Source organism: Brenneria sp. L4-2C (genome assembly GCF_040240335.1).
GTDB lineage: Bacteria > Pseudomonadota > Gammaproteobacteria > Enterobacterales > Enterobacteriaceae > Brenneria.
The window spans coordinates 34,648-61,644 of sequence record NZ_JBEIAC010000006.1 but is presented as its reverse complement, the minus strand read 5'-3'; the positions used below and the strand labels follow the sequence as shown (position 1 = coordinate 61,644).

Annotated in this window: 25 protein-coding genes and 6 tRNA genes; 23 read left to right on the top strand and 8 right to left on the bottom strand. The window is 51.7% G+C overall.

Going from position 1 to position 26,997, the window contains the following annotated elements:
• Nucleotides 1-24 precede the first annotated feature (24 nt).
• From degP to ABRZ26_RS11110, 6 genes are all read left to right on the top strand, one after another.
• Nucleotides 25-1,461, top strand: coding sequence for a serine endoprotease DegP (degP, locus tag ABRZ26_RS11135; RefSeq protein ID WP_319604330.1), 1,437 nt, complete (start codon nucleotides 25-27; stop codon nucleotides 1,459-1,461).
• A gap of 405 nt (nucleotides 1,462-1,866) precedes the next feature.
• Complete coding sequence (locus tag ABRZ26_RS11130; protein ID WP_319604329.1) at nucleotides 1,867-3,024, top strand: CdaR family transcriptional regulator; 1,158 nt, start codon at nucleotides 1,867-1,869, stop codon at nucleotides 3,022-3,024.
• Nucleotides 3,025-3,410: 386 nt separating this feature from the next.
• Nucleotides 3,411-4,421 carry a sulfate ABC transporter substrate-binding protein gene (locus tag ABRZ26_RS11125; RefSeq protein WP_319604386.1) on the top strand — a complete coding sequence of 337 codons (1,011 nt, stop codon included), beginning with the start codon at nucleotides 3,411-3,413 and terminating at the stop codon, nucleotides 4,419-4,421.
• A 107-nt stretch (nucleotides 4,422-4,528) separates the two neighbouring features.
• On the top strand, nucleotides 4,529-5,341 hold the full coding sequence (gene cysT / locus ABRZ26_RS11120; RefSeq protein WP_319604328.1) for a sulfate ABC transporter permease subunit CysT: 813 nt from the start codon (nucleotides 4,529-4,531) through the stop codon (nucleotides 5,339-5,341).
• 10 nt (nucleotides 5,342-5,351) lie between these two features.
• Nucleotides 5,352-6,233 (top strand): sulfate ABC transporter permease subunit CysW, encoded by an 882-nt coding sequence (gene cysW, locus ABRZ26_RS11115; RefSeq protein ID WP_319604327.1) that lies wholly within the window; start codon nucleotides 5,352-5,354, stop codon nucleotides 6,231-6,233.
• Complete coding sequence (locus ABRZ26_RS11110; protein ID WP_319604326.1) at nucleotides 6,223-7,215, top strand: sulfate/molybdate ABC transporter ATP-binding protein; 993 nt, start codon at nucleotides 6,223-6,225, stop codon at nucleotides 7,213-7,215. Before cysW ends, ABRZ26_RS11110 begins: the two co-directional genes overlap by 11 nt.
• A 271-nt stretch (nucleotides 7,216-7,486) precedes the next feature.
• On the opposite strand, the gene ABRZ26_RS11105 is transcribed toward ABRZ26_RS11110, so the two are convergent.
• The 5 genes from ABRZ26_RS11105 to ABRZ26_RS11085 form a co-directional block, all read right to left on the bottom strand.
• Nucleotides 7,487-8,251 carry a hypothetical protein gene (locus tag ABRZ26_RS11105; RefSeq protein ID WP_319604325.1) on the bottom strand — a complete coding sequence of 255 codons (765 nt, stop codon included), beginning with the start codon at nucleotides 8,249-8,251 and terminating at the stop codon, nucleotides 7,487-7,489.
• An 821-nt stretch (nucleotides 8,252-9,072) separates the two neighbouring features.
• Nucleotides 9,073-9,148 (bottom strand) — tRNA-Lys (locus tag ABRZ26_RS11100).
• A gap of 7 nt (nucleotides 9,149-9,155) precedes the next feature.
• A tRNA-Val gene (locus ABRZ26_RS11095) sits at nucleotides 9,156-9,231 on the bottom strand.
• Between the two features lie 44 nt (nucleotides 9,232-9,275).
• A tRNA-Val gene (locus tag ABRZ26_RS11090) sits at nucleotides 9,276-9,351 on the bottom strand.
• Nucleotides 9,352-9,396: 45 nt separating this feature from the next.
• A tRNA-Val gene (locus ABRZ26_RS11085) sits at nucleotides 9,397-9,472 on the bottom strand.
• A 272-nt stretch (nucleotides 9,473-9,744) separates the two neighbouring features.
• Here ABRZ26_RS11085 and gltX point away from each other — a divergent pair.
• From gltX to ABRZ26_RS11070, 3 genes are all read left to right on the top strand, one after another.
• Nucleotides 9,745-11,160, top strand: a complete 1,416-nt coding sequence (gene gltX, locus ABRZ26_RS11080; RefSeq protein WP_319604324.1) for a glutamate--tRNA ligase — start codon at nucleotides 9,745-9,747, stop codon at nucleotides 11,158-11,160.
• Nucleotides 11,161-11,495: 335 nt separating this feature from the next.
• Nucleotides 11,496-11,571, top strand: a tRNA-Ala gene (locus tag ABRZ26_RS11075).
• Nucleotides 11,572-11,618: 47 nt separating this feature from the next.
• Nucleotides 11,619-11,694 (top strand) — tRNA-Ala (locus ABRZ26_RS11070).
• Nucleotides 11,695-11,788: 94 nt separating this feature from the next.
• Here the strand turns inward: ABRZ26_RS11070 and ung are convergent.
• The gene (gene ung, locus ABRZ26_RS11065) at nucleotides 11,789-12,475 is read right to left on the bottom strand and encodes a uracil-DNA glycosylase (RefSeq protein ID WP_319604385.1); all 687 of its coding nucleotides are present in this window, start codon (nucleotides 12,473-12,475) and stop codon (nucleotides 11,789-11,791) included.
• Between the two features lie 361 nt (nucleotides 12,476-12,836).
• Here ung and grcA point away from each other — a divergent pair, with 361 nt between their 5' ends.
• Complete coding sequence (gene grcA / locus ABRZ26_RS11060; protein WP_319604323.1) at nucleotides 12,837-13,220, top strand: autonomous glycyl radical cofactor GrcA; 384 nt, start codon at nucleotides 12,837-12,839, stop codon at nucleotides 13,218-13,220.
• A gap of 70 nt (nucleotides 13,221-13,290) precedes the next feature.
• Here the strand turns inward: grcA and srmB are convergent, their stop codons facing one another.
• Nucleotides 13,291-14,619, bottom strand: a complete 1,329-nt coding sequence (srmB, locus tag ABRZ26_RS11055) for an ATP-dependent RNA helicase SrmB (protein WP_319604322.1) — start codon at nucleotides 14,617-14,619, stop codon at nucleotides 13,291-13,293.
• Nucleotides 14,620-14,752: 133 nt separating this feature from the next.
• On the opposite strand from srmB, the gene trmN reads away from it, so the two are divergent.
• Complete coding sequence (gene trmN, locus ABRZ26_RS11050) at nucleotides 14,753-15,499, top strand: tRNA(1)(Val) (adenine(37)-N(6))-methyltransferase TrmN (RefSeq protein WP_319604321.1); 747 nt, start codon at nucleotides 14,753-14,755, stop codon at nucleotides 15,497-15,499.
• 32 nt (nucleotides 15,500-15,531) lie between these two features.
• Here trmN and nadB read toward each other — a convergent pair whose 3' ends face one another.
• Nucleotides 15,532-17,133, bottom strand: a complete 1,602-nt coding sequence (nadB, locus tag ABRZ26_RS11045) for an L-aspartate oxidase (protein ID WP_319604320.1) — start codon at nucleotides 17,131-17,133, stop codon at nucleotides 15,532-15,534.
• A 160-nt stretch (nucleotides 17,134-17,293) separates the two neighbouring features.
• Between nadB and ABRZ26_RS11040 the strand changes: the two genes are divergently transcribed.
• From ABRZ26_RS11040 to acpS, 12 genes are all read left to right on the top strand, one after another.
• Complete coding sequence (locus ABRZ26_RS11040) at nucleotides 17,294-17,512, top strand: hypothetical protein (RefSeq protein ID WP_319604319.1); 219 nt, start codon at nucleotides 17,294-17,296, stop codon at nucleotides 17,510-17,512.
• A 63-nt stretch (nucleotides 17,513-17,575) separates the two neighbouring features.
• Complete coding sequence (gene rpoE / locus ABRZ26_RS11035; protein WP_319604317.1) at nucleotides 17,576-18,151, top strand: RNA polymerase sigma factor RpoE; 576 nt, start codon at nucleotides 17,576-17,578, stop codon at nucleotides 18,149-18,151.
• Between the two features lie 57 nt (nucleotides 18,152-18,208).
• On the top strand, nucleotides 18,209-18,862 hold the full coding sequence (gene rseA, locus ABRZ26_RS11030; protein WP_319604316.1) for an anti-sigma-E factor RseA: 654 nt from the start codon (nucleotides 18,209-18,211) through the stop codon (nucleotides 18,860-18,862).
• The gene (rseB, locus tag ABRZ26_RS11025) at nucleotides 18,862-19,815 is read left to right on the top strand and encodes a sigma-E factor regulatory protein RseB (protein WP_319604315.1); all 954 of its coding nucleotides are present in this window, start codon (nucleotides 18,862-18,864) and stop codon (nucleotides 19,813-19,815) included. Before rseA ends, rseB begins: the two co-directional genes overlap by 1 nt.
• Complete coding sequence (gene rseC / locus ABRZ26_RS11020; protein ID WP_319604314.1) at nucleotides 19,816-20,283, top strand: SoxR-reducing system protein RseC; 468 nt, start codon at nucleotides 19,816-19,818, stop codon at nucleotides 20,281-20,283.
• A gap of 236 nt (nucleotides 20,284-20,519) precedes the next feature.
• Nucleotides 20,520-22,319 carry a translation elongation factor 4 gene (gene lepA, locus ABRZ26_RS11015; protein ID WP_319604313.1) on the top strand — a complete coding sequence of 600 codons (1,800 nt, stop codon included), beginning with the start codon at nucleotides 20,520-20,522 and terminating at the stop codon, nucleotides 22,317-22,319.
• A gap of 16 nt (nucleotides 22,320-22,335) precedes the next feature.
• Complete coding sequence (gene lepB, locus ABRZ26_RS11010; protein ID WP_319604312.1) at nucleotides 22,336-23,295, top strand: signal peptidase I; 960 nt, start codon at nucleotides 22,336-22,338, stop codon at nucleotides 23,293-23,295.
• A 176-nt stretch (nucleotides 23,296-23,471) separates the two neighbouring features.
• Nucleotides 23,472-24,152 carry a ribonuclease III gene (gene rnc, locus ABRZ26_RS11005; RefSeq protein ID WP_319604311.1) on the top strand — a complete coding sequence of 227 codons (681 nt, stop codon included), beginning with the start codon at nucleotides 23,472-23,474 and terminating at the stop codon, nucleotides 24,150-24,152.
• Nucleotides 24,149-25,054 (top strand): GTPase Era, encoded by a 906-nt coding sequence (gene era, locus ABRZ26_RS11000; protein WP_319604310.1) that lies wholly within the window; start codon nucleotides 24,149-24,151, stop codon nucleotides 25,052-25,054. The genes rnc and era overlap by 4 nt, the downstream gene beginning before the upstream one ends.
• Before the next feature lie 11 nt (nucleotides 25,055-25,065).
• Entirely contained in the window at nucleotides 25,066-25,803 is a 738-nt protein-coding gene (gene recO, locus ABRZ26_RS10995) for a DNA repair protein RecO (RefSeq protein ID WP_319604309.1), read from the top strand.
• A gap of 80 nt (nucleotides 25,804-25,883) precedes the next feature.
• Nucleotides 25,884-26,615, top strand: coding sequence for a pyridoxine 5'-phosphate synthase (gene pdxJ, locus ABRZ26_RS10990; protein WP_319604308.1), 732 nt, complete (start codon nucleotides 25,884-25,886; stop codon nucleotides 26,613-26,615).
• Nucleotides 26,615-26,995: a holo-ACP synthase gene (gene acpS / locus ABRZ26_RS10985; protein ID WP_319604307.1), complete on the top strand. Its 381-nt coding sequence runs from the start codon at nucleotides 26,615-26,617 to the stop codon at nucleotides 26,993-26,995. Before pdxJ ends, acpS begins: the two co-directional genes overlap by 1 nt.
• Nucleotides 26,996-26,997 lie beyond the last annotated feature (2 nt).

Here is a 26,997-nt window from a genome sequence, read left to right as displayed (position 1 = left end):
TTGATTACTGTGAGACCTATTCCCATGAAAAGAAAATCATTGGTTCTAAGTGCGCTGACATTAAGTCTCGCAATGGCGATGGGATCGCTTGGCGCGAATGCGGCGGAGCCGACCCCTTCCTTATCTTCATCCAACCAACTGCCCAGTCTGGCTCCGATGCTGGAAAAAGTCATGCCGTCGGTGGTGAGTATTTCTGTAGAAGGGCATGCCAGCGTCGCCAGGGAAAAGATCCCGCAGCAGTTGCAGCCGTTTTTTGGCGAAGACTCGCCATTCTGTCAGGACGGCTCGCCGTTTCAGGAATCCCCCATGTGTCAGGGCGGAGATGACGGCGACGGGCAGCCATCCCGCCAGCAGGCCTTTCAGGCATTGGGCGCCGGCGTAATCATCAATGCGGAAAAAGGCTACGTGGTAACGAATAACCATGTGGTGGACAATGCGGATAAAATTCAGGTTCGTCTCAATGACGGCCGTAAATATGACGCCAAAGTGATCGGTAAAGATCCGCGCTCCGATGTTGCGCTGGTGCAGTTGCAAAGCTTTAAAAATCTGACGGCGATCCAATTGGCCGACTCCGATCAACTGCGCGTAGGGGATTACACTGTCGCGATCGGCAACCCATATGGCCTGGGCGAAACGGCGACCTCCGGGATCGTATCGGCGCTGGGGCGCAGCGGGTTGAATATCGAAAATTATGAAAACTTCATACAAACCGACGCCGCCATCAACCGCGGTAATTCCGGCGGGGCGCTGGTCAACCTGAATGGCGAATTGATTGGTTTAAACACCGCGATCCTGGCGCCTGACGGCGGCAATATCGGTATCGGTTTTGCCATCCCCAGCAATATGGTGAAAAGTCTGGTTGCCCAGATTGTCGAGTTTGGTGAAGTAAAACGCGGTGAACTGGGCATTACCGGGACGGAGCTGAATTCAGACCTGGCGCAGGCGATGAAAGTCGATGCGCAGCGCGGCGCGTTCGTCAGCCAGGTTCAACCGAAATCAGCCGCGGCTGAAGCCGGTATTAAAGCCGGCGACGTCATTGTGTCGCTAAACGGCAAGGCGATAAGCAGTTTCGCGGCATTGCGGGCGCAGGTCGGTTCGCTGCCGGTCGGCAGCAAGCTGTCGCTGGGGCTGCTGCGCGACGGCAAACCCGTTACGGTGACGGTCACGTTGCAGCAAAGCACTCAGGCCCAGGTCGCATCGGGTAACCTGTATTCCGGCATCGAAGGCGCCGAATTGAGCAATACCCAGATCGATGGTCAGAAAGGCGTCAAAGTCGATAACGTGAAAGCCGGCTCGGCGGCGGCGAAAATCGGCTTGAAAAAGGATGACATTATCCTGGGTGTGAATCAGCAACCGGTTCAGAATCTCGGCGAGCTGCGTAAAATTCTGGATAGCAAGCCGGCGGTGCTGGCGCTGAGTATCCGCCGCGGTGAAAGTAATATTTATCTGCTGATGCAATAACCCTCAACAGTCTCTGGCGAATCGGAACGGTGAGAATGGTATAGAAGAGTAAAGCGTCCGCGCCAGGGACAAAGGCGTTGGGAACGCCTTTGAACGTCGCTTGCGACGGCCCTGCAAGGGGGAATCTCAGGGATGAGATACCTATTCGCGCGGTTCGAGCTTACAGGGATGTACTCGCAGCGTCTTTACGATCTATCCATTCTCAACGCTCGACGCACTTTGTCATCAACCTCCGCCGGGTATCGTGATACCCGGCTATGCCTTTCCTTTCTCCTTCCGCCTGTATTTTGTGAGAGTTCCCACAGTTTCAGGTGAATCCGCGATTCTTTGTTGATTTGCACAATGTGCGACGCCCGGCGCGGCGCTATGCTGGTGCGATTGTCAATGTTCCTCTTCGAGGTAAAAATGGCGTCGTATCATCTCAATGCCCAAATGGCACAGGATATTGTCGCGCGGACCATGCAAATTATTGATAGTAATATCAACGTGATGGATGCAAGCGGCAAGATCATCGGCAGCGGCGATCGGGCGCGATTGGGTGAATTGCATGAAGGCGCTTTACTGGCGTTATCTCAGGGACGGGTGGTTGATATCGATGACGCGGTTGCGCGGCATTTACATGGCGTTCGTCCCGGCATCAATCTGCCATTGCGCATTGACGGCGATATCGTCGGGGTGATTGGTTTGACCGGTAATCCAGGACAGTTACGCCAGTATGGCGAACTGGTCTGCATGACGGCGGAAATGATGCTTGAGCAGGCAAGATTGCTGCATATCCTGGCGCAGGATAGTCGCCTGCGTGAAGAACTGGTGCTTAACCTGTTGCGAACGGATGAGCTGTCACCCGCGTTGATGGAGTGGGCGCAACGTTTAGGTATCGATCTTAATAAACCGCGCGTCGTGGCCGTGATTGAGGTTGATAGCGGACAGCTAGGCGTAGACAGCGCGATGGCCGAACTTCAACAGTTGCAAACTCTATTGACGACGCCGGAGCGCGACAACCTGATCGCCATTGTGTCCCTGACGGAAATGGTGGTGTTGAAGCCCGCACTCAACAGCCACGGGCGCTGGGATGCGGAAGAACATCGCCGGCGCGTGGACACCCTGCTGTCCCGCATGGCGGAAAGCAGCCGGTTGCGTGTTCGTCTGGCGTTGGGGAACTATTTCTCCGGTCCCGGCAGCATTGCCCGTTCCTATCGCACCGCCCGCACGACCATGAGCGTCGGCAAGCAGCGTATGCCTGCTCAGCGCTGTTATTATTATCAGGATTTAATGTTGCCGGTATTGCTGGATAGCCTGAGAGGCGGCTGGCAGGCGAACGAACTGGCACGTCCGTTAACCAGACTGACGGCGATGGACGGCAATGGTCTGTTGCGCCGCACGCTAGGCGCCTGGTTTCGTCATAACGTGCAGCCTGGCGCAACGGCAAAAGCCTTATTTATTCATCGCAATACGCTGGAATATCGCCTTAACCGCATTTCCGAGCTCACCGGGCTGGATTTGGGCAATTTCGACGACCGTCTGCTGTTGTATATCGCTCTGCAACTGGATGAGGAAAAGTAGCTGTCGACCACGCTGGCGCGGTATGAGGCCGTGGAAACGCCGTTCTGGCCGGTATTATTTACTTAGATTGAAAACTATTACATATCCATAAACAATATAACGCGAGGGTATAAATTATCGCGAAACAGTATTTTTGCCCCTTTCCCATATCCTCTATTGTCACCCCTATGTTGTTGGCCTGATGCCTGTGTAAGCTGCGCTAATCAGTCACATCCATTGTTATTTTCATGGCGGGTATTCGCTGCCACCTTTGGGCATCGGTTGATGCAATACATCAGAAATGATAATGCATTAAGCCGTTGTCCTGAGGCGGAAGGGAAGCCAATATTGCTATAACTTGAAAAACGACAGTTAAAAATACAGTTCAATTTTAGGGAGTGATAATGATGTCAATACGCCGTCTGGGACTATCTCTTGCGACCGCGACGCTGCTCTTTTCCGGCGTCGCTTCCGCGGCAACCGAGTTACTGAATGTATCTTATGATCCTACCCGTGAGCTTTATCAGCAATATAACGCCGCTTTTATCAAGCACTGGAAAGAGACCACCGGCGAGGATGTTTCGATCAAAAATTCGCATGGCGGATCGGGTAAACAGGCTCGTTCCGTTATCGACGGCTTACAGGCCGATGTGGTAACGCTGGCGCTGGCCGGCGATATCGATGCGCTTAATCTGAATCAGCAAATTATCGATCCGAAGTGGCAGGCGCGCTTGCCTGACAACAGTACGCCTTATACTTCCACCATCGTTTTCCTGGTGAGAAAAGGCAATCCGAAGCAAATTAAGGATTGGGGCGATCTGGTCAAACCGGGTATTGAAGTGATTACGCCAAACCCGAAAACCTCCGGCGGCGCACGCTGGAACTTCCTGGCGGCCTGGGCTTATGCCAAAGCGCAACCCGGCGGTAATGATGAAACGGCGCTGAAGTTTGTCACCGATCTGTATCGCAATGCTCCGGTTCTGGATACCGGCGCCCGCGGTTCGACGATTAGCTTTGTGCAGCGCCAACTGGGCGATGTGCTGCTGGCCTGGGAAAACGAAGCCTACCTCTCTTTGAAAGAGCAGGGCGGCGATCAGTTGGAAATCGTGACGCCGTCGCTGTCCATTCTGGCCGAACCCCCGGTGGCGGTGGTTGACAAAGTGGTCGAGCGTAAAGGCACGCGCAAACAGGCGGAAGCCTATCTGCAATACCTGTACAGCGACGAAGCGCAGCGGATTATCGGCAAAAACTTCTATCGTCCGCGCAATGAAAAGATTGCCGAAGAGTTTAAAGGTCAGTTCGCGCCGGTGAAACTGGTGACCATCGATAAAGACTTCGGCGGCTGGAAAGCCGCGCAGGACACGTTCTTCAAGGATGGCGCGGTATTTGACAAAATCTTCCAGGAAATTAATAAATAAGCAGTAACGGATTTCTGATGTTGAAAAGCCGCTGAATTCAGCGGCTTTGATTCGTCGGCAAAGTTTAATTTGCCAGAATCATTGAGTATGACTATTAAAGGCACCGTATGTCACAACGTAGCTCCCCGGTAATTCCCGGTTTTGGATTAACTTTAGGTTTCAGCTTGAGTTATTTAGGGTTGATTGTCCTTATTCCATTGGCAGGGATGTTTCTTTACGCCAGCCAATTGACGTTGGTACAGTTTTGGGATCTGATTACCAGCCGACAGGTGCTTTTCTCTCTTCGCCTCTCCTTTGGTACGGCGCTGATGGCCGCGTTTATCAACGGTATTTTGGGAACGCTGCTGGCATGGGTGCTGGTGCGTTACACCTTTCCCGGCCGCAAGGTCATTGACGCGATGATCGACATGCCGTTCGCGCTGCCGACGGCGGTGGCGGGGATTGCGCTGACCGCCTTATATGCGCCGAACGGACTGATTGGCTCGCTGTTTCCCTTTAAAATCGCCTATACCGGCATCGGCATCACGCTGGCATTGATTTTCGTCACCCTGCCTTTTGTCGTCAGGACGTTGCAGCCCGTTTTGGCGGATATTCCGCAAGAAATCGAGGAAGCCGCGGCCTGTCTTGGCGCGCGTCCGCTGCAAGTGTTCCGCCATGTCCTGATCCCGGCATTGCTTCCCGCCTGGCTGACCGGCTTTGCGCTGGCGTTCGCCCGCGGCGTGGGCGAGTATGGTTCCGTGGTGTTTATCGCGGGGAATATTCCTTTTAAAACAGAAATTTTGCCGCTGCTGATCGTCTCTAAACTCGATCAGTATGACTATAAAGGCGCGACCGGAATTGGCGTATTTATGCTGCTGGTTTCTTTTATTATGCTGCTGCTGATTAATTTATTGCAGCGTCGTATTCAACCGAAACTGTAAGGCAGTGGTAATGGAACAGGTTATTTCTACTCAAACCCAGTTGAAAAAATCCAAAAAAAATCCGGTGGCGTATTATGTTTTGGTTTCACTGGCGTGGATTGTCTTTTTTCTGATTCTGGTTTTGCCGCTATTGATGGTGGTGACGCAGGGATTAAATAACGGGATCGGGGCATTCTGGGATGCCATTACCGAACCGGATGCGATCTCCGCGCTGAAGCTGACATTGCTGGCAACGGTCATTTCGGTGCCGCTGAATGTCGTTTTCGGTCTGGCGACGGCATGGTGCGTGACCAAATTTGAATTCCGCGGCAAAAGTTTTTTGCTGGCGTTAATCGATTTACCTTTCTCAGTCTCTCCCGTGGTCGCCGGTCTGGTCTATGTCCTGCTGTTTGGCGCGCAGAGCTCGCTGTATCCGTTCCTGACCGCGCATAATCTGGAGATTGTTTATGCGGTGCCGGGCATTGTGCTGGCGACCATTTTCGTCACGCTGCCTTATGTGGCGCGCGAATTGATCCCCTTGATGGAACAGCAAGGATCGCAGGAGGAAGAAGCGGCCAGACTGCTGGGCGCCAACGGCTGGCAGATGTTTTGGTTCATCACGCTGCCCAACGTAAAGTGGGCGTTAATCTATGGCGTAGTATTATGTACCGCCAGAGCGATGGGCGAGTTCGGCGCGGTTTCCGTGATTTCCGGCCACATCCGCGGGCTGACCAATACGCTGCCGCTGCATATCGAAATTCTTTATAACGAGTACAACATTGTCGCCGCTTTCAGCGTCGCGATTCTACTGCTAGTGATGTCGCTGATCGTTCTATTGCTGCGCCAGTGGAGTGAGAGCCGCCTGACGAAGCAACTTGAGAAACAACAGGAGTTGACCAAAAATGAGCATTGAGATCCGCAATATTAATAAACAATTTGGTCAGTTTCAGGCTCTGAATCAAATTAACCTCGCCATTGAGAGCGGCGAGCTGGTGGCGCTGTTGGGGCCGTCCGGGTGTGGTAAAACCACGTTGTTGCGTATTATCGCCGGTCTGGAACAACCGGATAGCGGCAACATTATTTTCCATGGCAAAGATGTCTCCGTGCATGATGTGCGCAAGCGTAATGTGGGATTCGTTTTCCAGCACTACGCCTTATTCCGTCACATGACGGTATTCGACAACGTGGCGTTCGGGCTGCGGATGAAGCCGAAAAATATCCGTCCGTCAAAACGCGATATTGAAAAGAAAGTGCATGAGCTTCTCGGTCTGGTTCAACTGGACTGGCTGGCAGATCGCTATCCTGAGCAACTATCCGGCGGTCAGCGCCAGCGTATCGCGCTGGCCAGAGCATTGATCGTCGAGCCCAGCATCCTGCTGTTGGATGAGCCTTTCGGCGCGCTGGATGCCAAGGTGCGCAAGGAGCTACGCCGCTGGTTGTCGCGACTGCACGAGGATATCAACCTGACATCGGTATTCGTTACGCACGATCAGGAAGAGGCGATGGAAGTCGCCGATCGCATCGTGCTGATGAATAAAGGCGTTATTGAGCAAATCGGCTCGCCCGATGAGGTCTATAACCATCCGGCCAGCGAGTTTGTTTATCATTTTCTGGGCGACAGCAACCTGCTGAAGGTTGAACAGACGGATGAAACCATTCTGTTCCGGCCGCATGAAGTGGCCTTGTCCGTTCAGGCGCAGGATGGCTATCAGCCGGTGATTGTTCGCGATATTCGTCCGCTGGGCGCATTAACCCGCCTGTCCTTAAAGATTGGCAATCAACAGGAACTGATAGAGGCCGAGGTGGCGCGCGACGATCTGAGCCTGCGCGGTTTGCAAAAAGGGGACGTTATCCAGTTCAAACCCAAACGTTATAACCATGACTGGGAAATCTGATCGTTACCGCTAAGTCTGATGATTATCGCAATACTGAAGAAACGCTCTGCAAAGGGCGTTTTTTTTCAGCGCTAAACCCTTTCCTCGGGCGAGGGCGATTGTTCCCGCGAGGCCATAGCCTGCAAGCAAACCATGCCAGAAGCCGGCGCAGCTTTTCAGGCAAAGCAGTGGCGTAGCTCATCAGCCCCTCGGTATTCCTGATATCGCTTATAGGAAAATCATCATTGGCAAGAGATGCCGACTTTTTTCCTGCCTTGTTGCCTGCGTTAAATTATTTCCCGTCGCCATAGGGGCCGCTCGATAATAAATTATTACGCAGATTGATAAATGAGTTACCGTGATTTCCCCGTTCACCGGTCATAAAATTAAAATCCATTTCAATAAGATATTGAAGTCTCGACGTGTGCTCTTCCGAGTATTGCACCTGTTCAATTAATGGCTGTTCTTCATAATGCGCCAGCACCATTTTGAAAAACTCTGTCTGTTTGTAGTCACCTTGATTCCATTCAATCTCACTTTTCATAACGGCTGAACGACGCCAGGCGTACTCTTGCGCATCCGATTCATACGATGCCGCACGGCGTTCATTAGCTGTGAATGTGCCGCTATCGTCGTAAATGATTAATGCCAGTTGGTCTCCCGTTAATCCTTTGAACGGATTTGAACCAGAGCCATTGACAAAAGCTGTTGCCTGCTTCGCTCGCTCCAATAGTGCCGGATCATCGGTATCAGGTACTTCGGCATCATATTTTGCGCGATTATTCTGATAACCCGGCCCGGTGATCTGGCTAAGTAACGTTTTTGCCTTTTGTGCTAGTTCATCATGGCTAAGACTGGCATCTCTGGTTTCAGCTCTCACATTGACGTCGGCCAACTGGCGAGCGAGCGTTGAAACGATGCTTTGCTTTTGTGATTCCGTCTCGTTGAAAACAATAACGGACTGATTATTCGTGGATATGGCCGAACCTTTTTCCATCGCGTTTGTTTCGCTGGAACGAAAAGAGACGGTGGATCCTGATAGGCTATTTATATTCATTACTGTTACCTTATCGCCCTCTATTAAATTTAGGTTCGGCTATTGCCGCAGCTGACGTTAATAAAGAAACTGCTACGATGGAAGACATTAGGGTGTGATGGAATTTCATACTAAATACGCCAGTGTTTATTTTTTGATGACGGCTGTAGTCTTTTTATTTCCTATTGATAATGAAGCGGAGTAATGCCAGAGCGCTGTAGCCATAAAACGATTGAACCGTCTTTGAGATATTACGCGGCATATTTTTCACCTGAATATCGGCCGCCTGGACTGGGTTGGTCTCCATATCTCAATCCTTGAGGTATCAGTAGTGTTAGTCTGTTTCATTACAAATAGGCGGAAATATCTGCTAGATAAAATATCGACACAGTCATTCAAATCTTTACTGATTTTTTACTATTTACAGTGTTAATACTTTTGAGGGTGAGGGCTTTGTTTTTTATATACAATTGGTTATATAAATCAGCTCTTTTGGGGGGGGGGAATTATCTTTTGATCGCAGCTGCAAGTTAGATTCCCGAGAATACGACTAACTTGATGACTTTATTGTATTTATTTTCAGTGAGTTGGGCGGGTATTATTCCTTAAGTGCCAATGGAAATGACAGTAATGAAGTGGCGCCATATTCTTTTTTTTAACGTCTTAAGCCCGGAGCCTGAATTGGCCCACGGAATTTCCGCTCACAGAGATATAGGCCCATTTGCTCCGGCTCCCCGGGTACCCGGAAGGGCGCATACAGACGAAAAAAAACCGCATCCTGCTGACAGTGATACGGTTTTCTTATTTCCCCGGACTCCACGAGACGTCCCAAGAATGTATGTTGGTGGGTCGTGCAGGATTCGAACCTGCGACCAATTGATTAAAAGTCAACTGCTCTACCAACTGAGCTAACGACCCGCAGAAGTGGTGGGTGATGACGGGATCGAACCGCCGACCCCCTCCTTGTAAGGGAGGTGCTCTCCCAGCTGAGCTAATCACCCACTTCCGTACTTCATTTTCAGTAAGAAGATAGCTGGAATGAGATTGGTGGGTGATGACGGGATCGAACCGCCGACCCCCTCCTTGTAAGGGAGGTGCTCTCCCAGCTGAGCTAATCACCCAATCTCAATTCTTCTTACTTCACACAACGCGGCACTCTAGAAGAGTGGTGGGTGATGACGGGATCGAACCGCCGACCCCCTCCTTGTAAGGGAGGTGCTCTCCCAGCTGAGCTAATCACCCTCGCTGTGTGGAGTCGCATTATAGGGATAGTTGAAAGTGAGTCAACGCTTTTTAAAAGTAAAATGGCTGTTCGTTGTAAAATTAGTCAGGACGTCTTATTTCTGGGCGATGGCGATGCTTCCTTATTCAATTCTGTAAGGAATAAAGCGTGCGGCGCTGCGTTACAGCGTTGAGGAATCGGAGCAGAATGATAGAATGTTGCCCACTTTCTGTTATTTGAACTCATGTCGGTATCTGCCGACAGCCGTTGCGTAAAAAGGCTGTAATCCCAAATGAAAATTAAAACCCGTTTCGCGCCCAGTCCAACTGGCTATCTTCATGTAGGCGGCGCCCGTACCGCGCTCTATTCCTGGTTGTTTGCTCGTCATCAGGACGGCAAGTTCGTTTTGCGAATTGAAGATACCGATCTGGAGCGTTCCACTCAGGACGCGATCGATGCCATTATGGATGGCATGAACTGGTTGAATCTCGACTGGGATGAAGGTCCGTATTATCAGACTAAACGCTTTGATCGTTATAACGCCGTTATCGACCAGATGCTGGAAAACGGCACCGCTTATAGATGCTATTGCTCGAAAGAACGTCTGGAAGCGCTGCGTGAAAAACAGATGGAAAACGGCGAAAAACCGCGTTATGACGGATGTTGCCGTGATTCCCACGCGCATCATGCGGATGATGAACCTCATGTGGTGCGTTTTCGTAACCCGCAGGAAGGTTCCGTTATTTTTAACGATCGCATCCGCGGCCCCATCGAATTCAGCAATCAGGAGCTTGATGATCTGATCATCCGTCGTACGGACGGCTCGCCGACTTATAACTTCTGTGTGGTGATTGATGACTGGGATATGGAAATCACTCACGTTATTCGTGGTGAGGATCATATCAACAATACGCCTCGTCAAATCAACATACTGAAAGCATTGGGCGCGCCGGTACCGGAATATGCGCATGTTTCCATGATCCTGGGCGATGACGGTAAAAAACTGTCCAAACGTCACGGCGCGGTCGGCGTCATGCAATATCGCGATGATGGTTATCTGCCTGAAGCGTTGTTGAACTATCTGGTTCGCCTGGGGTGGTCATCAGGCGATCAGGAAATTTTCTCGGTCGATGAGATGAAAGCGCTGTTCTCATTAGACGCCGTCAGCAAATCAGCCAGTGCTTTCAACACGGAGAAACTGCAATGGCTGAACCACCACTATATTAATCATCTGCCGCCGGAATATGTGGCGACGCATCTGGCATGGCATATCGAGCAGGCCGGCATTGATACGCGTACCGGCCCGCAGTTGAGCGAACTGGTGACTTTACTGGGCGAGCGCTGCAAGACGCTGAAAGAAATGGCGGCCTCCTGCCGCTATTTCTATGAGGATTTTGAGCAGTTTGACGCCGATGCGGCGAAGAAACACCTGCGTCCGGTGGCGCGTCAACCGTTGGAGCTGGTGCGCGGCAAGCTGGCTGCGATTACGGACTGGACGGCTGAAAACATTCATCATGCGATTCAGGGAACCGCGGATGAATTAGGTGTCGGCATGGGTAAGGTCGGTATGCCGCTGCGCGTGGCCGTCACCGGCGCGGGGCAGTCGCCCGGCGTGGATGTCACGGTACATGCGGTTGGTCAGCAGCGAGCGCTGGCGCGGATTGATAAAGCGCTGGCGTTTATTACGGAACGTGAAGCGCAGCAGTAACCGCTGATGGCATTCGCTCAACGCAAGCCCGGCAAATCTGCCGGGTTTTTTTTATCCAGAAGCCCGGCGTCATGACTGACGGCCATTCGGGTAAATACAAATATCTGAAATAGACTGCGGGACAGAAAGCCGGCTTGGATGAATATAAGCCGTTTTTGATGGGCGACATTCTCAAACGCTATTCCGACCGCTGGTCGACGCCGATATGTTATCGATTATGCGTGTGTTTGGCGTCTTTTTCAGCGGTTGGCGTCATAAAAGGATTTAGCCGTTGACACCGCTAATCGGGTCTCATATTATGCGACCCGTTCGCACAGATACGGTCTGTAAGATACGGGGCTATAGCTCAGCTGGGAGAGCGCTTGCATGGCATGCAAGAGGTCAGCGGTTCGATCCCGCTTAGCTCCACCAAACAATCCCTCTGTTTGGTTTTATATCGCGAACACGCCACTTGATGTGGGGCTATAGCTCAGCTGGGAGAGCGCTTGCATGGCATGCAAGAGGTCAGCGGTTCGATCCCGCTTAGCTCCACCAAATCACGCCTTCTCCTTGTTATATCATTCCCTGGGTTATTATCTCTTTCAATGCCTTGATATTGCTGCCTCCAGCGGCTGAAGGCAGCGTTGCTTTATTGATTCTCCGGCAGACGCGGCGTCCAGTCTATCGGGGCAAGACCTTGCTGTTCCAGTAATCGGTTAGCCTGGGAAAAATGCTTGCATCCGAGAAAGCCCCGATGGGCCGACAGCGGGGAAGGGTGCGGCGCTTTCAGAACGTGATGGCGCTGGCGGTCAATAATGTTGCCTTTTTTCTGCGCGTGCGATCCCCAGAGTAGAAAGACGATGCCTTCTCGATTTTCATTCAGGGCAGCGATAACGCGGTCGGTGAAGGTTTCCCAGCCCAGATTGGCGTGAGAATGCGCCTGACCCGCCTCAACGGTTAAAACGGTATTAAGCAGCAGCACCCCTTGTTCCGCCCAGCTTTGTAGAAAGCCATGTTTCGGGATGTCAAAACCGGGAATGTCATTAGCCAGCTCTTTATAGATATTGACCAGCGATGGCGGGGCAGGCACGCCGGGACGAACCGAAAAGGATAATCCATGGGCCTGATTCGGGCCGTGATAAGGATCCTGACCGAGGATAACCACCTTAACCTGATGAAGTTCGGTATAGCGGAAAGCATTAAAAACATCTTTCTGCGGTGGATAGATCGTTTTTCCCGCCGCGCGCTCTTTAGCAACGAATTCCAGTGTATTCATAAAATAGGGTTGTTGTTTTTCTTGAGCCAGCACGTCGTGCCAGGTTAGGGAAGTCGCCATCATGCTCTCTTTATTTTATCCGAGATTCTGTTGCCCGTAGCTTACCGTTCAATTGTTCCGAGGTAAAACCGTAACGGCAGGAAAATGCGCGGAGACATTGATTGCCTTGAAAAAAATTGAAAATTTACAAAAATATTTTAGCGGGCGGCTGGCGTTAAAATTGATATGAAACAATAAATTGCTGTGGAGGTAAAATTTAACAGTCAAGTAAAATTGATTTAAATCAAAGAAAACCGGCTATCGTACTGGTATACAAGAAGACAGATTTCTTTTGTTTTATATAATCGTTAAAAATTGATGGCGGTTTGTTACTAACGCCGCTTCAATTTAGACAATAATACGCCGTTTTACGGAGGCAATAATGGTTACTGGTATTCAAATCACCAAATCGGACAACAGCGCGCTGATCAATTCTTTCTGGTTGCTGGATGAAGAAAAATCCGAAGCACGTTGTGTTTGCGCTAAATCTGGTTATAGCGAAGACCAAATCGTTCCAGTCAGCGATCTGGGCCAGATCGAATATCGTGAAGTACCTCTGGAAGTTAAACAGGAAGTGCGCGTGGAAGGCGGTCAGCACCTGAATGTGAATGTGCTGCGCCGTGAAACGCTGGAAGATGCCGTTAAGCATCCTGAAAAATATCCGCAGCTGACTATCCGTGTCTCCGGCTATGCCGTGCGCTTTAACTCGTTGACGCCAGAACAACAGCGCGACGTTATTACTCGTACTTTTACCGAAAGCCTGTAACTCGTTTTATTCGAGGGCGTGACGTAAATACAAAAGGGAGCCGAGGCTCCCTTTTTTACATCCCGACGCTTTATTCGCCAGACTCGCCCGCTTTTTGGGCCGGCTGCCGGCGTTTGCCGATGTTTTTGCTGTCCCGGTGACGCACCTTCACCTTGACCTTCTCTTTTTCTTTCTCTTTCTCTTTTTTCTCTTTCCGCTTGGCCAATGCTTTCTTGGATGGTTTGCCCGTTGTTTTAGCGCTTGGCGCTTTGGTCGCCGGACGCAGTTCATCAACCACTCGGGGTTTGAGCGGCTCATTCAGATAACGGCTGATCTTGCCAAGCAGCAGATGGTCGTGCGCTTCGACAAGAGAGATGGCGCAGCCTTTACGACCAGCCCGGCCCGTACGGCCAATTCGATGCAGATAAGTATCAGCGGTGCGCGGCAGATCAAAGTTGAATACGTGACTGACGTCGTTGATATCAATACCACGGGCGGCAACGTCGGTCGCCACCAGAACGTTTACCCGTCCGTCGCTCAGACGCTTAATCGCTTCATTGCGTTTGGCCTGTACCATTTCGCCTTCAAGATAGCAGGCGGTAATACCGGCCTCGCGTAACCAGGCCACCAGCTCATGTACCCGCTCGCGCTTGCGGACGAAAATAATGGAGCGGGTGACGTCCGGTTGTTTCAACTGATGGCAAAGCAAGGCCGTTTTGTGTTTGATATCGTCGGCGCGGTAATACCATTGCAGGATTTTTTTACGTTCGCGACGCGAGGGATCGGCTTCAACTTCGACGGGGTCGTTCAGCAAGCGCTCGGCAAAGTCTTTAATCGCTTCGCCTTCCAGCGTTGCGGAGAACAGCAGCGTTTGTTTCCGCCAACGGGTTTCACCGGCAATATGCTCGATATCCTGCGCGAAGCCCATGTCCAGCATGCGATCCGCTTCATCCAGTATCAGCGTCTCAACCGCGCGGCAATCAAAGTTTTCTTCTTTAATGTATTGCAGCAGGCGGCCCGTGGTTGCCACGACGATATCCTGGTTTTCACTAAATACTTCGGCATGGTTCATATACGCCACGCCGCCGGTGATGGTGGCAATATCCAGGTGGGTATGTGCGGCCATGATGCGGGCCTGGTCGGCGACCTGCATGGCGAGTTCGCGCGTCGGCGTTAAAATAAGAATGCGAGGCGGGCCGGATTTTTTACGAGGAAAATCGAGCAGATGCTGCAAAACCGGCAAGAGGTACGCTGCGGTTTTGCCTGTGCCGGTTGGCGCAGAGCCCAGCACATCGCGACCGTCCATCGCCGGCGGAATTGCCGCCATCTGAATGGCCGTCGGACGTTCATAACCCATATCGCGCAGGGCGTCTAACAGGCTGTCATCAAGATCTAACTCGGAAAAATTCGTTGCTGTCATGGTCTACCTCTGTTTGGGGCGCCGATTATAGACGTATTGGCCGGGTTCTTCACCTGTTTAAACAGACAACCGCGCTTTTACTGTATAGATGTTTACCCTATGCTACGACGGTTTTGATCGGGAACGAGTAATAATGAGCAAGCAATCTGATAATAAACCGGCGCTGCGTCGCGGCGGATTCACCTTCAAACAGTTTTTTGTCGCGCACGATCGCTGTGCCATGAAGGTCGGCACCGACGGCATATTGCTGGGCGCCTGGGCGCCGGTCTCCGCTGCGCGGCGAATTCTGGATATCGGTTGTGGTTCCGGTTTGATCGCGCTGATGCTGGCGCAACGGACTCATGATGCGGTTCTGATTGATGCGGTTGAACTGGATAGCGCCGCGGCCCAGCAGGCGGCGGAAAATATCGCCGCGTCTCCCTGGTCGGCACGGATGAAGGTTTACCTTGATGATATCGCGACCTTTGCCGAGGGGCGGCGCGCGGACTATTCCCTGATTGTCAGCAATCCGCCTTATTTCTCGCCGGGCGTCGCTTGCGGCACGATGCAGCGTACTCAGGCTCGCTATACCGTCGCGCTGACGCACGAACGGCTGCTGGACTGCGCGCGCGGTTTGATTACGCCCGACGGATTGTTTTGCGTGGTGTTGCCGATACAGGTTGTTGACGATTTTGTGCGGCAGGCGCAGCGGCAGGGCTGGTTTATGCGCCGGCGCATGGATGTAGCGGAGTCGTCTTCCCGACCCGCGCACCGCGTCTTGTGCGCGTTTTCACGACAGCCGGGAGAGACTCTGGTTCGGCAATTAGCGATACGTGATGCCGAGCAGCGTTATTCCGACGCCTTTCAGGCACTGACGCAATATTTTTATCTGTTTATGTAGATTCCACGCGAAATCCACATAAACAGGCGGTGCTATGGCGTAAGCACGGTGGGGTCGGGCGTATCGAACTGGCTGAGATAGTCCAGGGTATAATGCAATCCGCGGCTCTCTTTTCTGTTCAATGCGCTGCGAACGATTAACTCGGCTACCTGAACCAGATTGCGCAACTCCAGCAAATTGTTGGAAATACGGAAGTGCGAATAGTATTCGTCAATTTCATTCTGAAGCAAATTAATGCGGTGCAGCGCCCGCTCCAGCCGTTTTGTGGTTCGAACGATCCCGACATAGTCCCACATAAAGAGTCTGAGCTCATGCCAGTTGTGCTGGATAACAACCTGTTCGTCCGAATTATCAACCTGACTTTCATCCCAGGCCGGGAGCGTTTTTATCAACTCGAGGTGCGGCAGGCGTTGCCGGATATCTTCCGATGCCGACCAGCCGTACACCAGACACTCCAGCAACGAGTTTGACGCCATGCGGTTCGCGCCGTGCAGACCGGTGTAGCTCACCTCGCCGATAGCATACAGCCCGTCGAGGTCGGTGTGGCCGCGCCGATCGACCATAACGCCGCCGCAGGTATAGTGCGCGGCCGGAACAATAGGAATAGCTTCTATAGTGATATCAATCCCCAGCGATAACAGCTTTTCATAGATGGTGGGGAAGTGTTGTTTGACGAATTCCGCCGGCTTATGGCTAATATCCAGATACATGCAGTCAGCGCCGAGGCGCTTCATTTCATGGTCGATGGCTCTGGCGACGATATCGCGCGGAGCCAGTTCGCCTCTGGCGTCGAAGTCCGGCATAAAGCGACTGCCGTCGGGGCGTTTAAGGTGAGCCCCTTCGCCACGCAACGCTTCCGTCAGCAGAAAATTGCGCGCCTGCGGGTGAAACAGGCAGGTCGGGTGAAACTGATTAAATTCCATATTGGCGACCCGGCAACCCGCACGCCATGCCATGGCGATGCCGTCGCCGGATGAAATGTCAGGGTTGGTGGTGTATTGGTACACTTTGGATGCGCCGCCGGTGGCGAGAACCACGGTTTTCGCCCGACAAGACTCAACCGCTTCCCGTTCACGGTTCCAGATGTAGGCGCCGACAACCCGGCGGGATCCCGGCAGGCCCAGTTTGTCGGAGGTGATTAAATCAACGGCGTTGCAGCGTTCCATAATATGGATGTTGGGATGCGACAGGGCTTTTTTTACCAGCGTATTTTCCACTTCTTTCCCGGTGGCGTCCGCGGCGTGGAGAATTCGGCGATGGCTGTGTCCTCCTTCCCGGGTGAGGTGATAACGTTCTTCACCGCCGGCGCCGGTTTCCGTATCAAACAATACGCCTTGTTCGATCAGCCATTGTACGCAGTGTTTGGCATTGCCGGCGATGAAAGCGACGGCTTCACGTTCGCACAGTCCGTCGCCCGCGATTAATGTATCTTCGATATGCGATTCGATGCTATCGGTCTCATCAAAAACCGCGGCGATACCGCCCTGGGCGTAAAAGGTCGAACCTTCATTCAGCGGGCCTTTGCTGAGAACGGTAACGTTTGCGTGAGAAGCCAGACGAAGCGCGAGAGACAGCCCGGCAGCGCCGCTGCCGATGATCAATACATCACAAGTGTATTCAGTGGTCGGTTGCATGTTCGTATCGTCACGTATGAGAAAGAGGGGAATTGATGGTAGCACTCAATGTTTTATCCATGCATTGATTTTGTGTCCCCTGTAAAGATGTATAAATACCCACCCTCAAACCGGGTCGGTTGGTGCTAATGCCGCGGATTTATCGTATGATCGATCAGATATGCTTGATGATAAATATAAAAACCAGCGTGCTGGGGCGGCAAATCAGCCGGGAGCGGACTTGAGCGCCGCTTGCGGCGATCGGATGAAGACGGGGCTCTGCGATGAACCGGGCACTGATGTCAACGCGCCTGCAACTTGCAAGATAGCGGGTATAAAACGGTTTGGCTGGAACTTTATGCGGGATATCGGCTCTAACGTAGAGCTTGCTCTGGGATAACTATATTTATGGCTGGCGGTATTATTTACGTGTGGAGAACGGTTTGAGGAGATATTACCTCGGATGAGCGAGCAGCTAGCAGATCAGGTTCTGGTTGAGCGGGTCCAAAAAGGCGACCAAAAGTCGTTTAATTTACTGGTTATTCGTTACCAGCATAAGGTGGCGAGCCTGGTATCCCGTTACGTCCCCCAAGGGGACGTCCCGGACGTGGTACAGGAATCATTTATCAAAGCGTATCGTGCATTGGAATCATTCCGTGGCGATAGTGCTTTTTATACATGGCTATACCGTATCGCCGTGAATACGGCGAAAAATTATCTGGTGGCCCAGGGAAGACGTCCTCCTTCCAGCGATATTGACGCCAATGATGCGGAAAATTATGAAAATGCAGGAGCATTGAAAGAAATATCGAACCCTGAGAATTTAATGTTGTCAGAGGAATTGAGAAGTATTGTTTTCCGTACCATTGAGTCTTTACCGGAAGATTTACGTCTGGCGATTACGCTGCGTGAATTAGATGGACTGAGTTACGAAGAGATCGCCGCCATTATGGATTGTCCAGTTGGCACTGTTCGTTCCCGTATCTTCCGGGCCAGGGAGGCTATTGATAATAAAGTACAACCGCTTATTCAGCGCTAGCCTGTTCCAGCCATGGCGTATGATTAATGATGGATTTGACAAAGTAAGGGTGTCGGTATGCAGAAAGAGAAACTTTCCGCTTTAATGGATGGTGAGGCAGTTGATTCCGAACTGCTGAAGTCCTTGTCACAAGATGACAAGTTGCAGCAAAGTTGGCAAAGTTATCATCTAATCCGCGATACATTGCGTGGGGATATCGGTGAAGGCAAAAATGTTATTCACCTTGATATAGCCTCCCGTGTGGCTGCTGCGATTGAAAAAGAACCTGTTCGTCTGGTTCCGCAAGCGCAACCAGAATCTCAGCCACACCCTGAGCGTTGGTCCCAGATGCCGTTCTGGCACAAAATTCGGCCGTGGGCTAGTCAGTTGACTCAGGTCGGGGTCGCAGCCTGCGTATCTTTGGCCGTTATTGTCGGCGTGCAAAACTATAATCAGGTTGATCCGGCAAGCGGGATAACGGAACCCGCCGCGTTTAGTACGTTACCGGCAATGGGAACCGCTTCGCCGGTCAGTTTCGGCGTACCGTCGGAAAGCGTAGCTTCCCATAATGGTCAGCAAAAATTTGACGCGCAACGCAATCGCCTCAATGCTATTTTGCAAGATTATGAACTACAGCGCCGTTTGCACGCTGAACAACTCCAGCATCATGATGATCAGCAAGCTGCAATCCAGGTTCCAGGAACTCAATCATTAGGAACTCAGCCTCAGTAATGAAGCCTGTCTGGTTAACCGTCTGTTTGCTGATCGGCAGTTTGTTTTATTCCAGCATCGCCCCGGCGCAAACCGCGTCCGGGGCGTTGTTGCAACAAATGAACCAAGCCAGTCGCTCGTTAAACTACGAAATTTCTTTCATCAATATTACCCTCCAGGGATTTGAGTCGTTGCGCTATCGCCATGTCGTGGTGAACGATCGCGCATTAGCGCAACTGGTTTTCATGGACGGCCCGCGGCGTGAAATCGTACAGCGCGGCAATGAAATCAGCTATTTCGATTCAGACCTGGAGCCCTTCACGCTGTCGAGCGATCACATCGTCGATTCATTACCCGCGCTGGTCTATGCGAATTACCAAAACATCGCGCAGTATTACGATTTCATTCCTGCCGATGGGCGCGTTCGTATCGCCGATCGTCTGGCCGTCGGCGTCAGGATCATCTCCAAGGATGCGACGCGTTACAGTTATGCGGTCTGGATGGACGCCGAGTCTAAACTGCCGCTGCGGGTTGATTTGCAGGATCGTAATGGCGAGCGTCTGGAACAGTTTCTGGCGACGTCGCTGATCGTGGATGATAACCTTGCCAAGGCATTGCGCCCGCTGGAAAGTATAAACTTGCCGCCCGCCTTGCCAAGGCCCAGACAAACAAGCGGCGACTTCGCCTGGTTGGCCGAGTGGCTGCCTGCGGGAATGAAAGAGGTTTCTCACAGTCGAAGGACATTGCCGGGCGTCAATATTCCGATTGAAACGCGCCTGTACAGCGATGGTCTGTTTAGTTTCTCCATCAATATCAGTCCCTCTTCCGAAACGCAGTCTGAACAATCCGTTCGTACCGGGAGACGCACCATACATACTGAAATTCGTGATAAGAATGAGATCACCGTAGTCGGTGAGCTTCCGCCGGCCACGGCTAAGCGTGTGGCGGAAAATATTATTCTGAAGGCGCAATAAATGATTAAAGAGTGGGCGACGGTTATTTCATGGCAGGATGGCATTGCCGTCTTGCACTGTGAGCAGCGTTCGGGGTGCGGCGGCTGTCAATCGCGCGCAACATGCGGAACCGGGCTGCTGAACCAACTGGGGGCGCCTGCCGAGCATCAGTTGCGGGTACCCTGTGAGCAGCCTTTGCAAATCGGGCAGCGAGTTGAGCTCGGTATTGCCGAAGCGCGTCTGCTACAGTCTGCCGTTATGGTTTATTTTGTGCCGCTTGTGGGATTGCTCGCCGGCGCGGCGCTTTTACAGTTGCTCTTCGCCAATGAGCTGTCTGCCATTCTCGGCGCGTTGCTGGGCGGCGGACTGGCTTTTTTATCGGTGAGGCGCTGGGTGGGTCACCTGGGGAAAAATGGTCGTTATCAACCCGTTATCTTGCAAGTCGCGTTGCCGGGCGAGTTACTGAAAATCAAAACCGTAGCCGAGTAATTTCCATGATTTTTCAGCCGTTGTCATCAATTTAACACCTTCTTTCATCCTGTCGTTCCGCTATTCCCAATAAAACCGCCATAATCGGGAGTAATGCGCCGGACATGACTAGGTTTTCGGACGTTCGGCATGTAGAATGCAGCGGTTCAGGTGGAAGCTCATCGCTGTCGTTTTCACCTCATGCGCATGCCCATCGGCAAGAATTTCAGAAATATCAAGGTAGAAAACTTTTTATAATGAAGCATATACGAAATTTCTCCATCATTGCCCACATCGACCACGGTAAGTCGACGTTATCTGACCGAATTATCCAGATTTGCGGTGGTTTAACCGAACGTGAAATGGCTGCGCAGGTTCTGGATTCAATGGATCTGGAGCGCGAACGCGGTATAACGATTAAAGCGCAGAGCGTGACGTTGGATTACAAAGCTCTGGATGGTCAAACCTACCAGTTAAACTTCATTGATACGCCCGGCCACGTCGACTTCTCTTATGAAGTCTCCCGTTCACTGGCGGCCTGCGAAGGCGCGTTGCTGGTGGTTGATGCGGGTCAAGGGGTTGAAGCCCAAACGCTGGCGAACTGTTACACCGCGCTTGATATGGATCTGGAAGTGGTGCCGGTGTTAAACAAAATCGACCTGCCTGCGGCCGATCCGGATCGGGTCGCGCAGGAAATTGAAGATATTGTCGGTATTGACGCCACGGATGCGGTGCGCTGCTCGGCTAAAACCGGCATAGGCGTACCCGAAGTCTTGGAACGCCTGGTGCGCGATGTTCCGCCGCCGCAAGGGAGTGCGGAAGAGCCGCTTCAGGCGCTGATTATTGACTCCTGGTTTGATAACTATCTGGGGGTTGTTTCACTGGTGCGCATTAAAAATGGCTCGATGCGCAAAGGTGAAAAAATCAAGGTAATGAGTACCGGTCAGGTCTATAACGCCGACCGCCTGGGCATTTTTACGCCGAAGCAGGTTGACCGCGACGTGCTTAATTGTGGTGAAGTGGGTTGGCTGGTTTGCGCCATCAAGGATATTCTGGGCGCGCCGGTCGGCGATACGCTGACATCGGCCCGTCAGCCGGCGGAAAAAGCGCTACCGGGCTTCAAGAAAGTAAAACCACAGGTTTATGCCGGGTTATTCCCGATAAGTTCCGATGATTATGAAGCCTTCCGCGATGCGCTGGGTAAACTGAGTTTAAACGACGCGTCTCTGTTTTATGAACCGGAAAGCTCGACAGCGCTGGGATTCGGTTTCCGCTGTGGTTTCCTTGGGCTGTTGCACATGGAGATCATTCAGGAGCGACTGGAGCGTGAATATGATCTGGATCTGATCACCACCGCGCCTACGGTTGTTTATGAAATCGAAACGACCGGCGGAGAGATCGTGCATGTCGACAGTCCGTCGAAGCTGCCGCCGCTGAATAATATTCAGGAGTTGCGCGAACCCATCGCTGAATGTCATATGTTGTTGCCGCAGGAATATCTGGGCAACGTCATTACGCTGTGTATTGAAAAGCGCGGCGTACAGACCAACATGGTTTATCACGGTAATCAGGTCGCGCTGACGTATGAAATTCCGATGGCGGAAGTGGTGCTCGACTTCTTTGACCGACTGAAATCAACCTCTCGCGGTTACGCCTCGCTGGACTATAATTTCAAGCGTTTCCAGGCTTCCGATATGGTGCGTGTTGATGTTCTTATCAACGGCGAGCGCGTGGATGCGCTGGCGCTGATCACTCACCGGGACAATTCGCAATACCGCGGACGCGAACTGGTGGAAAAAATGAAAGAGCTTATTCCACGCCAGCAATTTGATATCGCCATCCAGGCGGCGATTGGTAATCACATCATTGCCCGCTCGACCGTTAAGCAGTTGCGTAAAAACGTGCTGGCGAAATGTTATGGTGGTGATGTCAGCCGTAAGAAGAAACTGTTGCAGAAACAGAAAGACGGTAAGAAACGTATGAAGCAGGTGGGTAACGTTGAATTACCGCAGGAAGCCTTCCTTGCTATTCTTCACGTTGGCAAAGACAACAAATAAATCCTGAGGAGTTGGCATGGCCAATATGTTTGCCGTAATTTTGGCGTTGGTAACGCTAATCACGGGAATTGTCTGGTGCTTGGAACGCTTTATGTGGGCGCCGGCGCGCCGCAAGAAATTAGCGGTATCAAGTGAAGGGACGAACAGCAGCGAATTGCCAAAAGTCGTTGCGCAGCCAGGATGGGTTGAAACGGTTGCATCGGTATTTCCGGTTGTCGCGCTGGTTTTAATTGTGCGTTCTTTTATTTATGAACCCTTTCAGATTCCATCTGGTTCCATGATGCCGACATTGCTGATCGGCGACTTTATCCTGGTTGAGAAGTATGCCTACGGTATTAAAGAACCCTTTACTCAGCAAACTTTAATTGCAACGGGTCACCCTAAGCGTGGCGATATTGCGGTATTTAAATATCCGGCCGATCCCAAGGTCGATTTTATCAAGCGCGTAGTGGGCGTGCCGGGCGATCGTGTCAGCTATAATCCGTTGACCAAGCAAGTGACGATTAATCCAGGTTGCGATGGATCGCAAACTTGCGATAAAGCATTAGCGGTTACCTATAATAATATTCAGCCCAGCGATTTCGTGCAGACATTTAATCAACCTGAACTGGAGTCCCGCAGCGGATTTTACCAAATTCCGGTCGGTGAAGATAAAATCGCCGGCGCGCGACTGGGCATTCGCAAAGAGTCGTTGGGTAATGCCACGCACAATATTTTGATTGTTCCCGGCGTGCGGGATCAACTCGGCGGCTATTATCAGCAGTCACAACAACCGCTCGCGACCTGGGTTGTGCCGGCCGGCCATTATTTCATGATGGGGGATAATCGCGATAATAGCCTGGATAGTCGCTATTGGGGTTTTGTCCCGGAAAGGAATCTTGTTGGTAAAGCCACCGCAATTTGGATGAGCTTTGAAAAACAAGAAGGTGAATGGCCGACGGGCGTTCGGTTAAGCCGAATCGGCAGTATTCACTAATCAGTGATGATAAACACGCAGCATTATTACGCTGTCCGTTGTAGAATATTCTCGGAAATGAACGTTGGCTCCCGGTCGGGAGCCTATGCAAACGAAACAGTTTTGGCTGGTCCTAGCCAAGCAGGGCTGTTCCGTGTGCTGTTGTTTTTGACGCATTGTTGATCTATTGGTAACGCATGAATCCCATCCTAATAAACCGTTTACAAAGAAAGCTGGGCTATACTTTTCAGCAGTACGAACTTTTGTTGCAAGCCCTGACACATCGGAGTGCCAGCAGTAAGCACAACGAGCGACTTGAATTTCTGGGCGATTCCATCCTGAGTTTTGTTATCGCGAATGCGCTGTATCATCGTTTCCCCAAGGTTGACGAAGGGGATATGAGCCGGATGCGGGCTACCCTGGTGCGCGGTAATACGCTGGCGGAAATTGCGCGAGAATTTGAATTGGGCGAATGCTTGCGTCTGGGCCCCGGAGAGTTGAAGAGTGGCGGTTTCCGCCGCGATTCCATTCTGGCGGATACGGTGGAAGCGTTGATCGGCGGCATTTTTCTCGACAGCGATATTCAGACCATTGAGCGCTTGATTCTGAACTGGTATCAAAGCCGTCTGGATGAGATCAGTCCTGGCGATAAGCAAAAAGATCCTAAAACGCGGTTACAGGAATTTTTGCAAGGGCGTCATTTGCCGCTGCCGACCTATCTGGTTGTTCAGGTGCGAGGTGAAGCTCACGATCAAGAGTTTACTATTCACTGTCAGGTGAGTGGTTTTAGTGAATCGGTCGTAGGCACCGGTTCGAGCCGCCGGAAGGCTGAGCAGGCTGCGGCAGAACAAGCGTTGAAAAAACTGGAGCTTGAATGAGCGAAGAACAGACATACTGCGGTTTTGTCGCAATTGTCGGCCGGCCTAATGTGGGGAAGTCCACATTATTGAATCAGCTGCTGGGGCAGAAAATTTCTATTACGTCGCGTAAACCCCAGACGACACGACATCGTATCATGGGGATTCATACCGAAGGGCCTTATCAGGCTATTTATGTGGATACCCCAGGGCTGCATATCGAGGAAAAACGGGCCATCAATCGCCTGATGAACCGTGCGGCCAGCAGTTCTATCGGCGACGTTGAGCTGATCATTTTTGTCGTAGAAGGTACGCACTGGAACGATGACGATGACATGGTTCTGAACAAGCTGCGTGACCAGAAATGCCCGGTTCTTCTGGCGATCAACAAAGTGGATAACGTAACGGATAAAACCAAACTGTTGCCGCATATTCAATTTATCAGCCAACAAATGAACTTCCTGGATGTAGTGCCGATTTCCGCTGAAAAAGGGACCAATGTCGATACGGTGGCCAGCATTGTACGCAAACATCTGCCGCAGGCTGTACATCATTTCCCGGAAGATTATATAACCGATCGTTCCCAGCGCTTTATGGCTTCGGAAATTATTCGCGAAAAACTGATGCGTTTTTTGGGGGAAGAGCTGCCCTATTCAGTGACGGTGGAAATTGAGCGTTTCGTAACCAATGAGCGCGGCGGTTATGACATCAACGGTCTGATTCTTGTCGAGCGCGAAGGCCAGAAGAAAATGGTGATCGGGAATAAAGGCTCCAAGATCAAGACCATCGGCATTGAAGCGCGTCAGGACATGGAAGAGATGTTTGAGGCCAAAGTTCACCTCGAATTATGGGTAAAAGTAAAATCAGGTTGGGCAGACGACGAGCGTGCTCTGCGTAGCCTGGGTTACAGTGAAGACTTGTAAGGTCCGCGCCGATGGAAGGCTGGCAGCGCGCATTTGTCTTACATGGGCGACCTTATAGCGAAACCAGTTTATTACTGGATCTATTCAGTGAAAGCGACGGCCGGGTTCGCGTTCTGGCTAAAGGCGCCCGCGCCCGTCGCTCCAGTCTGAAAGGCAGCTTACAACCCTTCACTCCGCTACTGGCGCGCTGGAGCGGTCGGGGCGAAGTGAAAACCTTACGTAATGCCGAGCCGGTTTCTCTGGCGCTTCCGCTTTCCGGCATCATGCTCTACAGCGGCTTATATGTGAATGAGTTGCTTATTCGCGTTCTTGAGCATGAAACCAGCTATTCCGCTCTCTTTTTTGATTATCTCGATTGTTTACAGCAGCTTGCTTCTCAACATGCGTCTCCCGAACCGGCGCTGCGTCGTTTCGAGTTGGCCTTGCTGGGGAATCTGGGATATGGCGTGGATTTTCTGCACTGTGCGGGAAGCGGCGAGCCGGTCGCGGATACCATGACCTACCGATATCGTGAAGAGAAAGGATTTATCGCCAGCCTGGTCGTCGATAACGCTAGTTTTACCGGACGTGAATTGCGTGCGCTTGCGTCACGCGAGTTTCCCGATTCGGCGACGTTACGGGCGGCCAAGCGGTTTACGCGTATTGCGCTAAAACCTTACCTCGGTGGTAAACCGCTGAAAAGTCGTGAACTGTTTCGCCAGTTTTTACCCAATCTTAATTTATCCAAAACGCCTTCTTCTGATAAATAATCCAGCTTCTCTTATACCCAGAAACGCGGACATCGGTGTAAACTGCCTCGTATTACGCATTATTTTATCGAGGATTTACCATGTCAGAACTGTTGTTGGGCGTTAATATTGATCACATCGCAACCCTTCGTAATGCCCGAGGCACAGCCTATCCCGATCCGGTACAGGCTGCGTTCTTAGCCGAACAGGCGGGCGCGGATGGGATCACGGTTCACCTGCGTGAAGACCGACGCCATATCACCGACCGTGACGTCCGTATCCTGAGAAAAACCATTCAAACGCGAATGAATCTGGAAATGGCCGTGACTGACGAAATGGTCGGCATCGCCTGTGAGTTGCAGCCCCATTTTTGCTGTCTGGTGCCTGAAAAGCGTCAGGAGGTGACAACCGAAGGGGGATTGGATGTCGCAGGCCAGCAGGAAAAGATGAACGCCGCCGTCGCCAGATTGAGTCAGGCGGGGATCCAGGTTTCCTTGTTTATTGATGCGGATAAAAAACAGATCGATGCGGCTATCGCGAGCGGCGCGCCCTATATTGAAATTCATACCGGCGCCTATGCCGATGCCGCTGACGATCGGACCCGGCAATATGAATTTGACCGTATCCGCGAAGCCGCCGCCTATGCGACCGAAAAAGGATTGAAAGTGAACGCGGGCCACGGGTTGACATACCATAATGTACAACCTATCGCGGCGTTGCCGGAAATGCACGAGCTGAATATCGGCCACTCAATCATCGGACGTGCGGTTATGAGCGGATTGAGCGATGCGGTGGCCGAAATGAAAGCGCTGATGCGGGAAGCCCGTCGTTAATGGCGATCCTCGGCCTTGGGACGGATATTGTCGAGATTGCCCGTATCGAATCGGTGATTGAGCGCTCGGGCGAGCGTCTGGCTCGTCGTATCCTGACTGAAAATGAATGGGCGCAATACCAGCAGCACCAACAGCCAGTCCGTTTTCTTGCTAAGCGTTTCGCCGTAAAAGAGGCAGCGGCGAAGGCTTTTGGTACAGGCATTCGCAATGGACTGGCTTTTGCTCAGTTTGAGGTTTTTAACGATGAACTGGGGAAACCCAGTCTGCGTTTTTTTGCTAAAGCATCCGAGTTGGCAACCCATCTGGGCGTAAAACATGTGCATGTGACATTAGCTGATGAGCGGCGTTACGCTTGTGCAACGGTTATCATCGAAAGTTAAGC

Coding starts and splice junctions, on each gene's coding strand:
- degP (WP_319604330.1), top strand. CDS start 25: ATGAAAAGAAAATCATTGGTTCTAAGTGCGCTGACATTAAGTCTCGCA.
- ABRZ26_RS11130 (WP_319604329.1), top strand. CDS start 1,867: ATGGCGTCGTATCATCTCAATGCCCAAATGGCACAGGATATTGTCGCG.
- ABRZ26_RS11125 (WP_319604386.1), top strand. CDS start 3,411: ATGTCAATACGCCGTCTGGGACTATCTCTTGCGACCGCGACGCTGCTC.
- cysT (WP_319604328.1), top strand. CDS start 4,529: ATGTCACAACGTAGCTCCCCGGTAATTCCCGGTTTTGGATTAACTTTA.
- cysW (WP_319604327.1), top strand. CDS start 5,352: ATGGAACAGGTTATTTCTACTCAAACCCAGTTGAAAAAATCCAAAAAA.
- ABRZ26_RS11110 (WP_319604326.1), top strand. CDS start 6,223: ATGAGCATTGAGATCCGCAATATTAATAAACAATTTGGTCAGTTTCAG.
- ABRZ26_RS11105 (WP_319604325.1), bottom strand. CDS start 8,251: ATGAATATAAATAGCCTATCAGGATCCACCGTCTCTTTTCGTTCCAGC.
- gltX (WP_319604324.1), top strand. CDS start 9,745: ATGAAAATTAAAACCCGTTTCGCGCCCAGTCCAACTGGCTATCTTCAT.
- ung (WP_319604385.1), bottom strand. CDS start 12,475: ATGGCGACTTCCCTAACCTGGCACGACGTGCTGGCTCAAGAAAAACAA.
- grcA (WP_319604323.1), top strand. CDS start 12,837: ATGGTTACTGGTATTCAAATCACCAAATCGGACAACAGCGCGCTGATC.
- srmB (WP_319604322.1), bottom strand. CDS start 14,619: ATGACAGCAACGAATTTTTCCGAGTTAGATCTTGATGACAGCCTGTTA.
- trmN (WP_319604321.1), top strand. CDS start 14,753: ATGAGCAAGCAATCTGATAATAAACCGGCGCTGCGTCGCGGCGGATTC.
- nadB (WP_319604320.1), bottom strand. CDS start 17,133: ATGCAACCGACCACTGAATACACTTGTGATGTATTGATCATCGGCAGC.
- ABRZ26_RS11040 (WP_319604319.1), top strand. CDS start 17,294: ATGCTTGATGATAAATATAAAAACCAGCGTGCTGGGGCGGCAAATCAG.
- rpoE (WP_319604317.1), top strand. CDS start 17,576: ATGAGCGAGCAGCTAGCAGATCAGGTTCTGGTTGAGCGGGTCCAAAAA.
- rseA (WP_319604316.1), top strand. CDS start 18,209: ATGCAGAAAGAGAAACTTTCCGCTTTAATGGATGGTGAGGCAGTTGAT.
- rseB (WP_319604315.1), top strand. CDS start 18,862: ATGAAGCCTGTCTGGTTAACCGTCTGTTTGCTGATCGGCAGTTTGTTT.
- rseC (WP_319604314.1), top strand. CDS start 19,816: ATGATTAAAGAGTGGGCGACGGTTATTTCATGGCAGGATGGCATTGCC.
- lepA (WP_319604313.1), top strand. CDS start 20,520: ATGAAGCATATACGAAATTTCTCCATCATTGCCCACATCGACCACGGT.
- lepB (WP_319604312.1), top strand. CDS start 22,336: ATGGCCAATATGTTTGCCGTAATTTTGGCGTTGGTAACGCTAATCACG.
- rnc (WP_319604311.1), top strand. CDS start 23,472: ATGAATCCCATCCTAATAAACCGTTTACAAAGAAAGCTGGGCTATACT.
- era (WP_319604310.1), top strand. CDS start 24,149: ATGAGCGAAGAACAGACATACTGCGGTTTTGTCGCAATTGTCGGCCGG.
- recO (WP_319604309.1), top strand. CDS start 25,066: ATGGAAGGCTGGCAGCGCGCATTTGTCTTACATGGGCGACCTTATAGC.
- pdxJ (WP_319604308.1), top strand. CDS start 25,884: ATGTCAGAACTGTTGTTGGGCGTTAATATTGATCACATCGCAACCCTT.
- acpS (WP_319604307.1), top strand. CDS start 26,615: ATGGCGATCCTCGGCCTTGGGACGGATATTGTCGAGATTGCCCGTATC.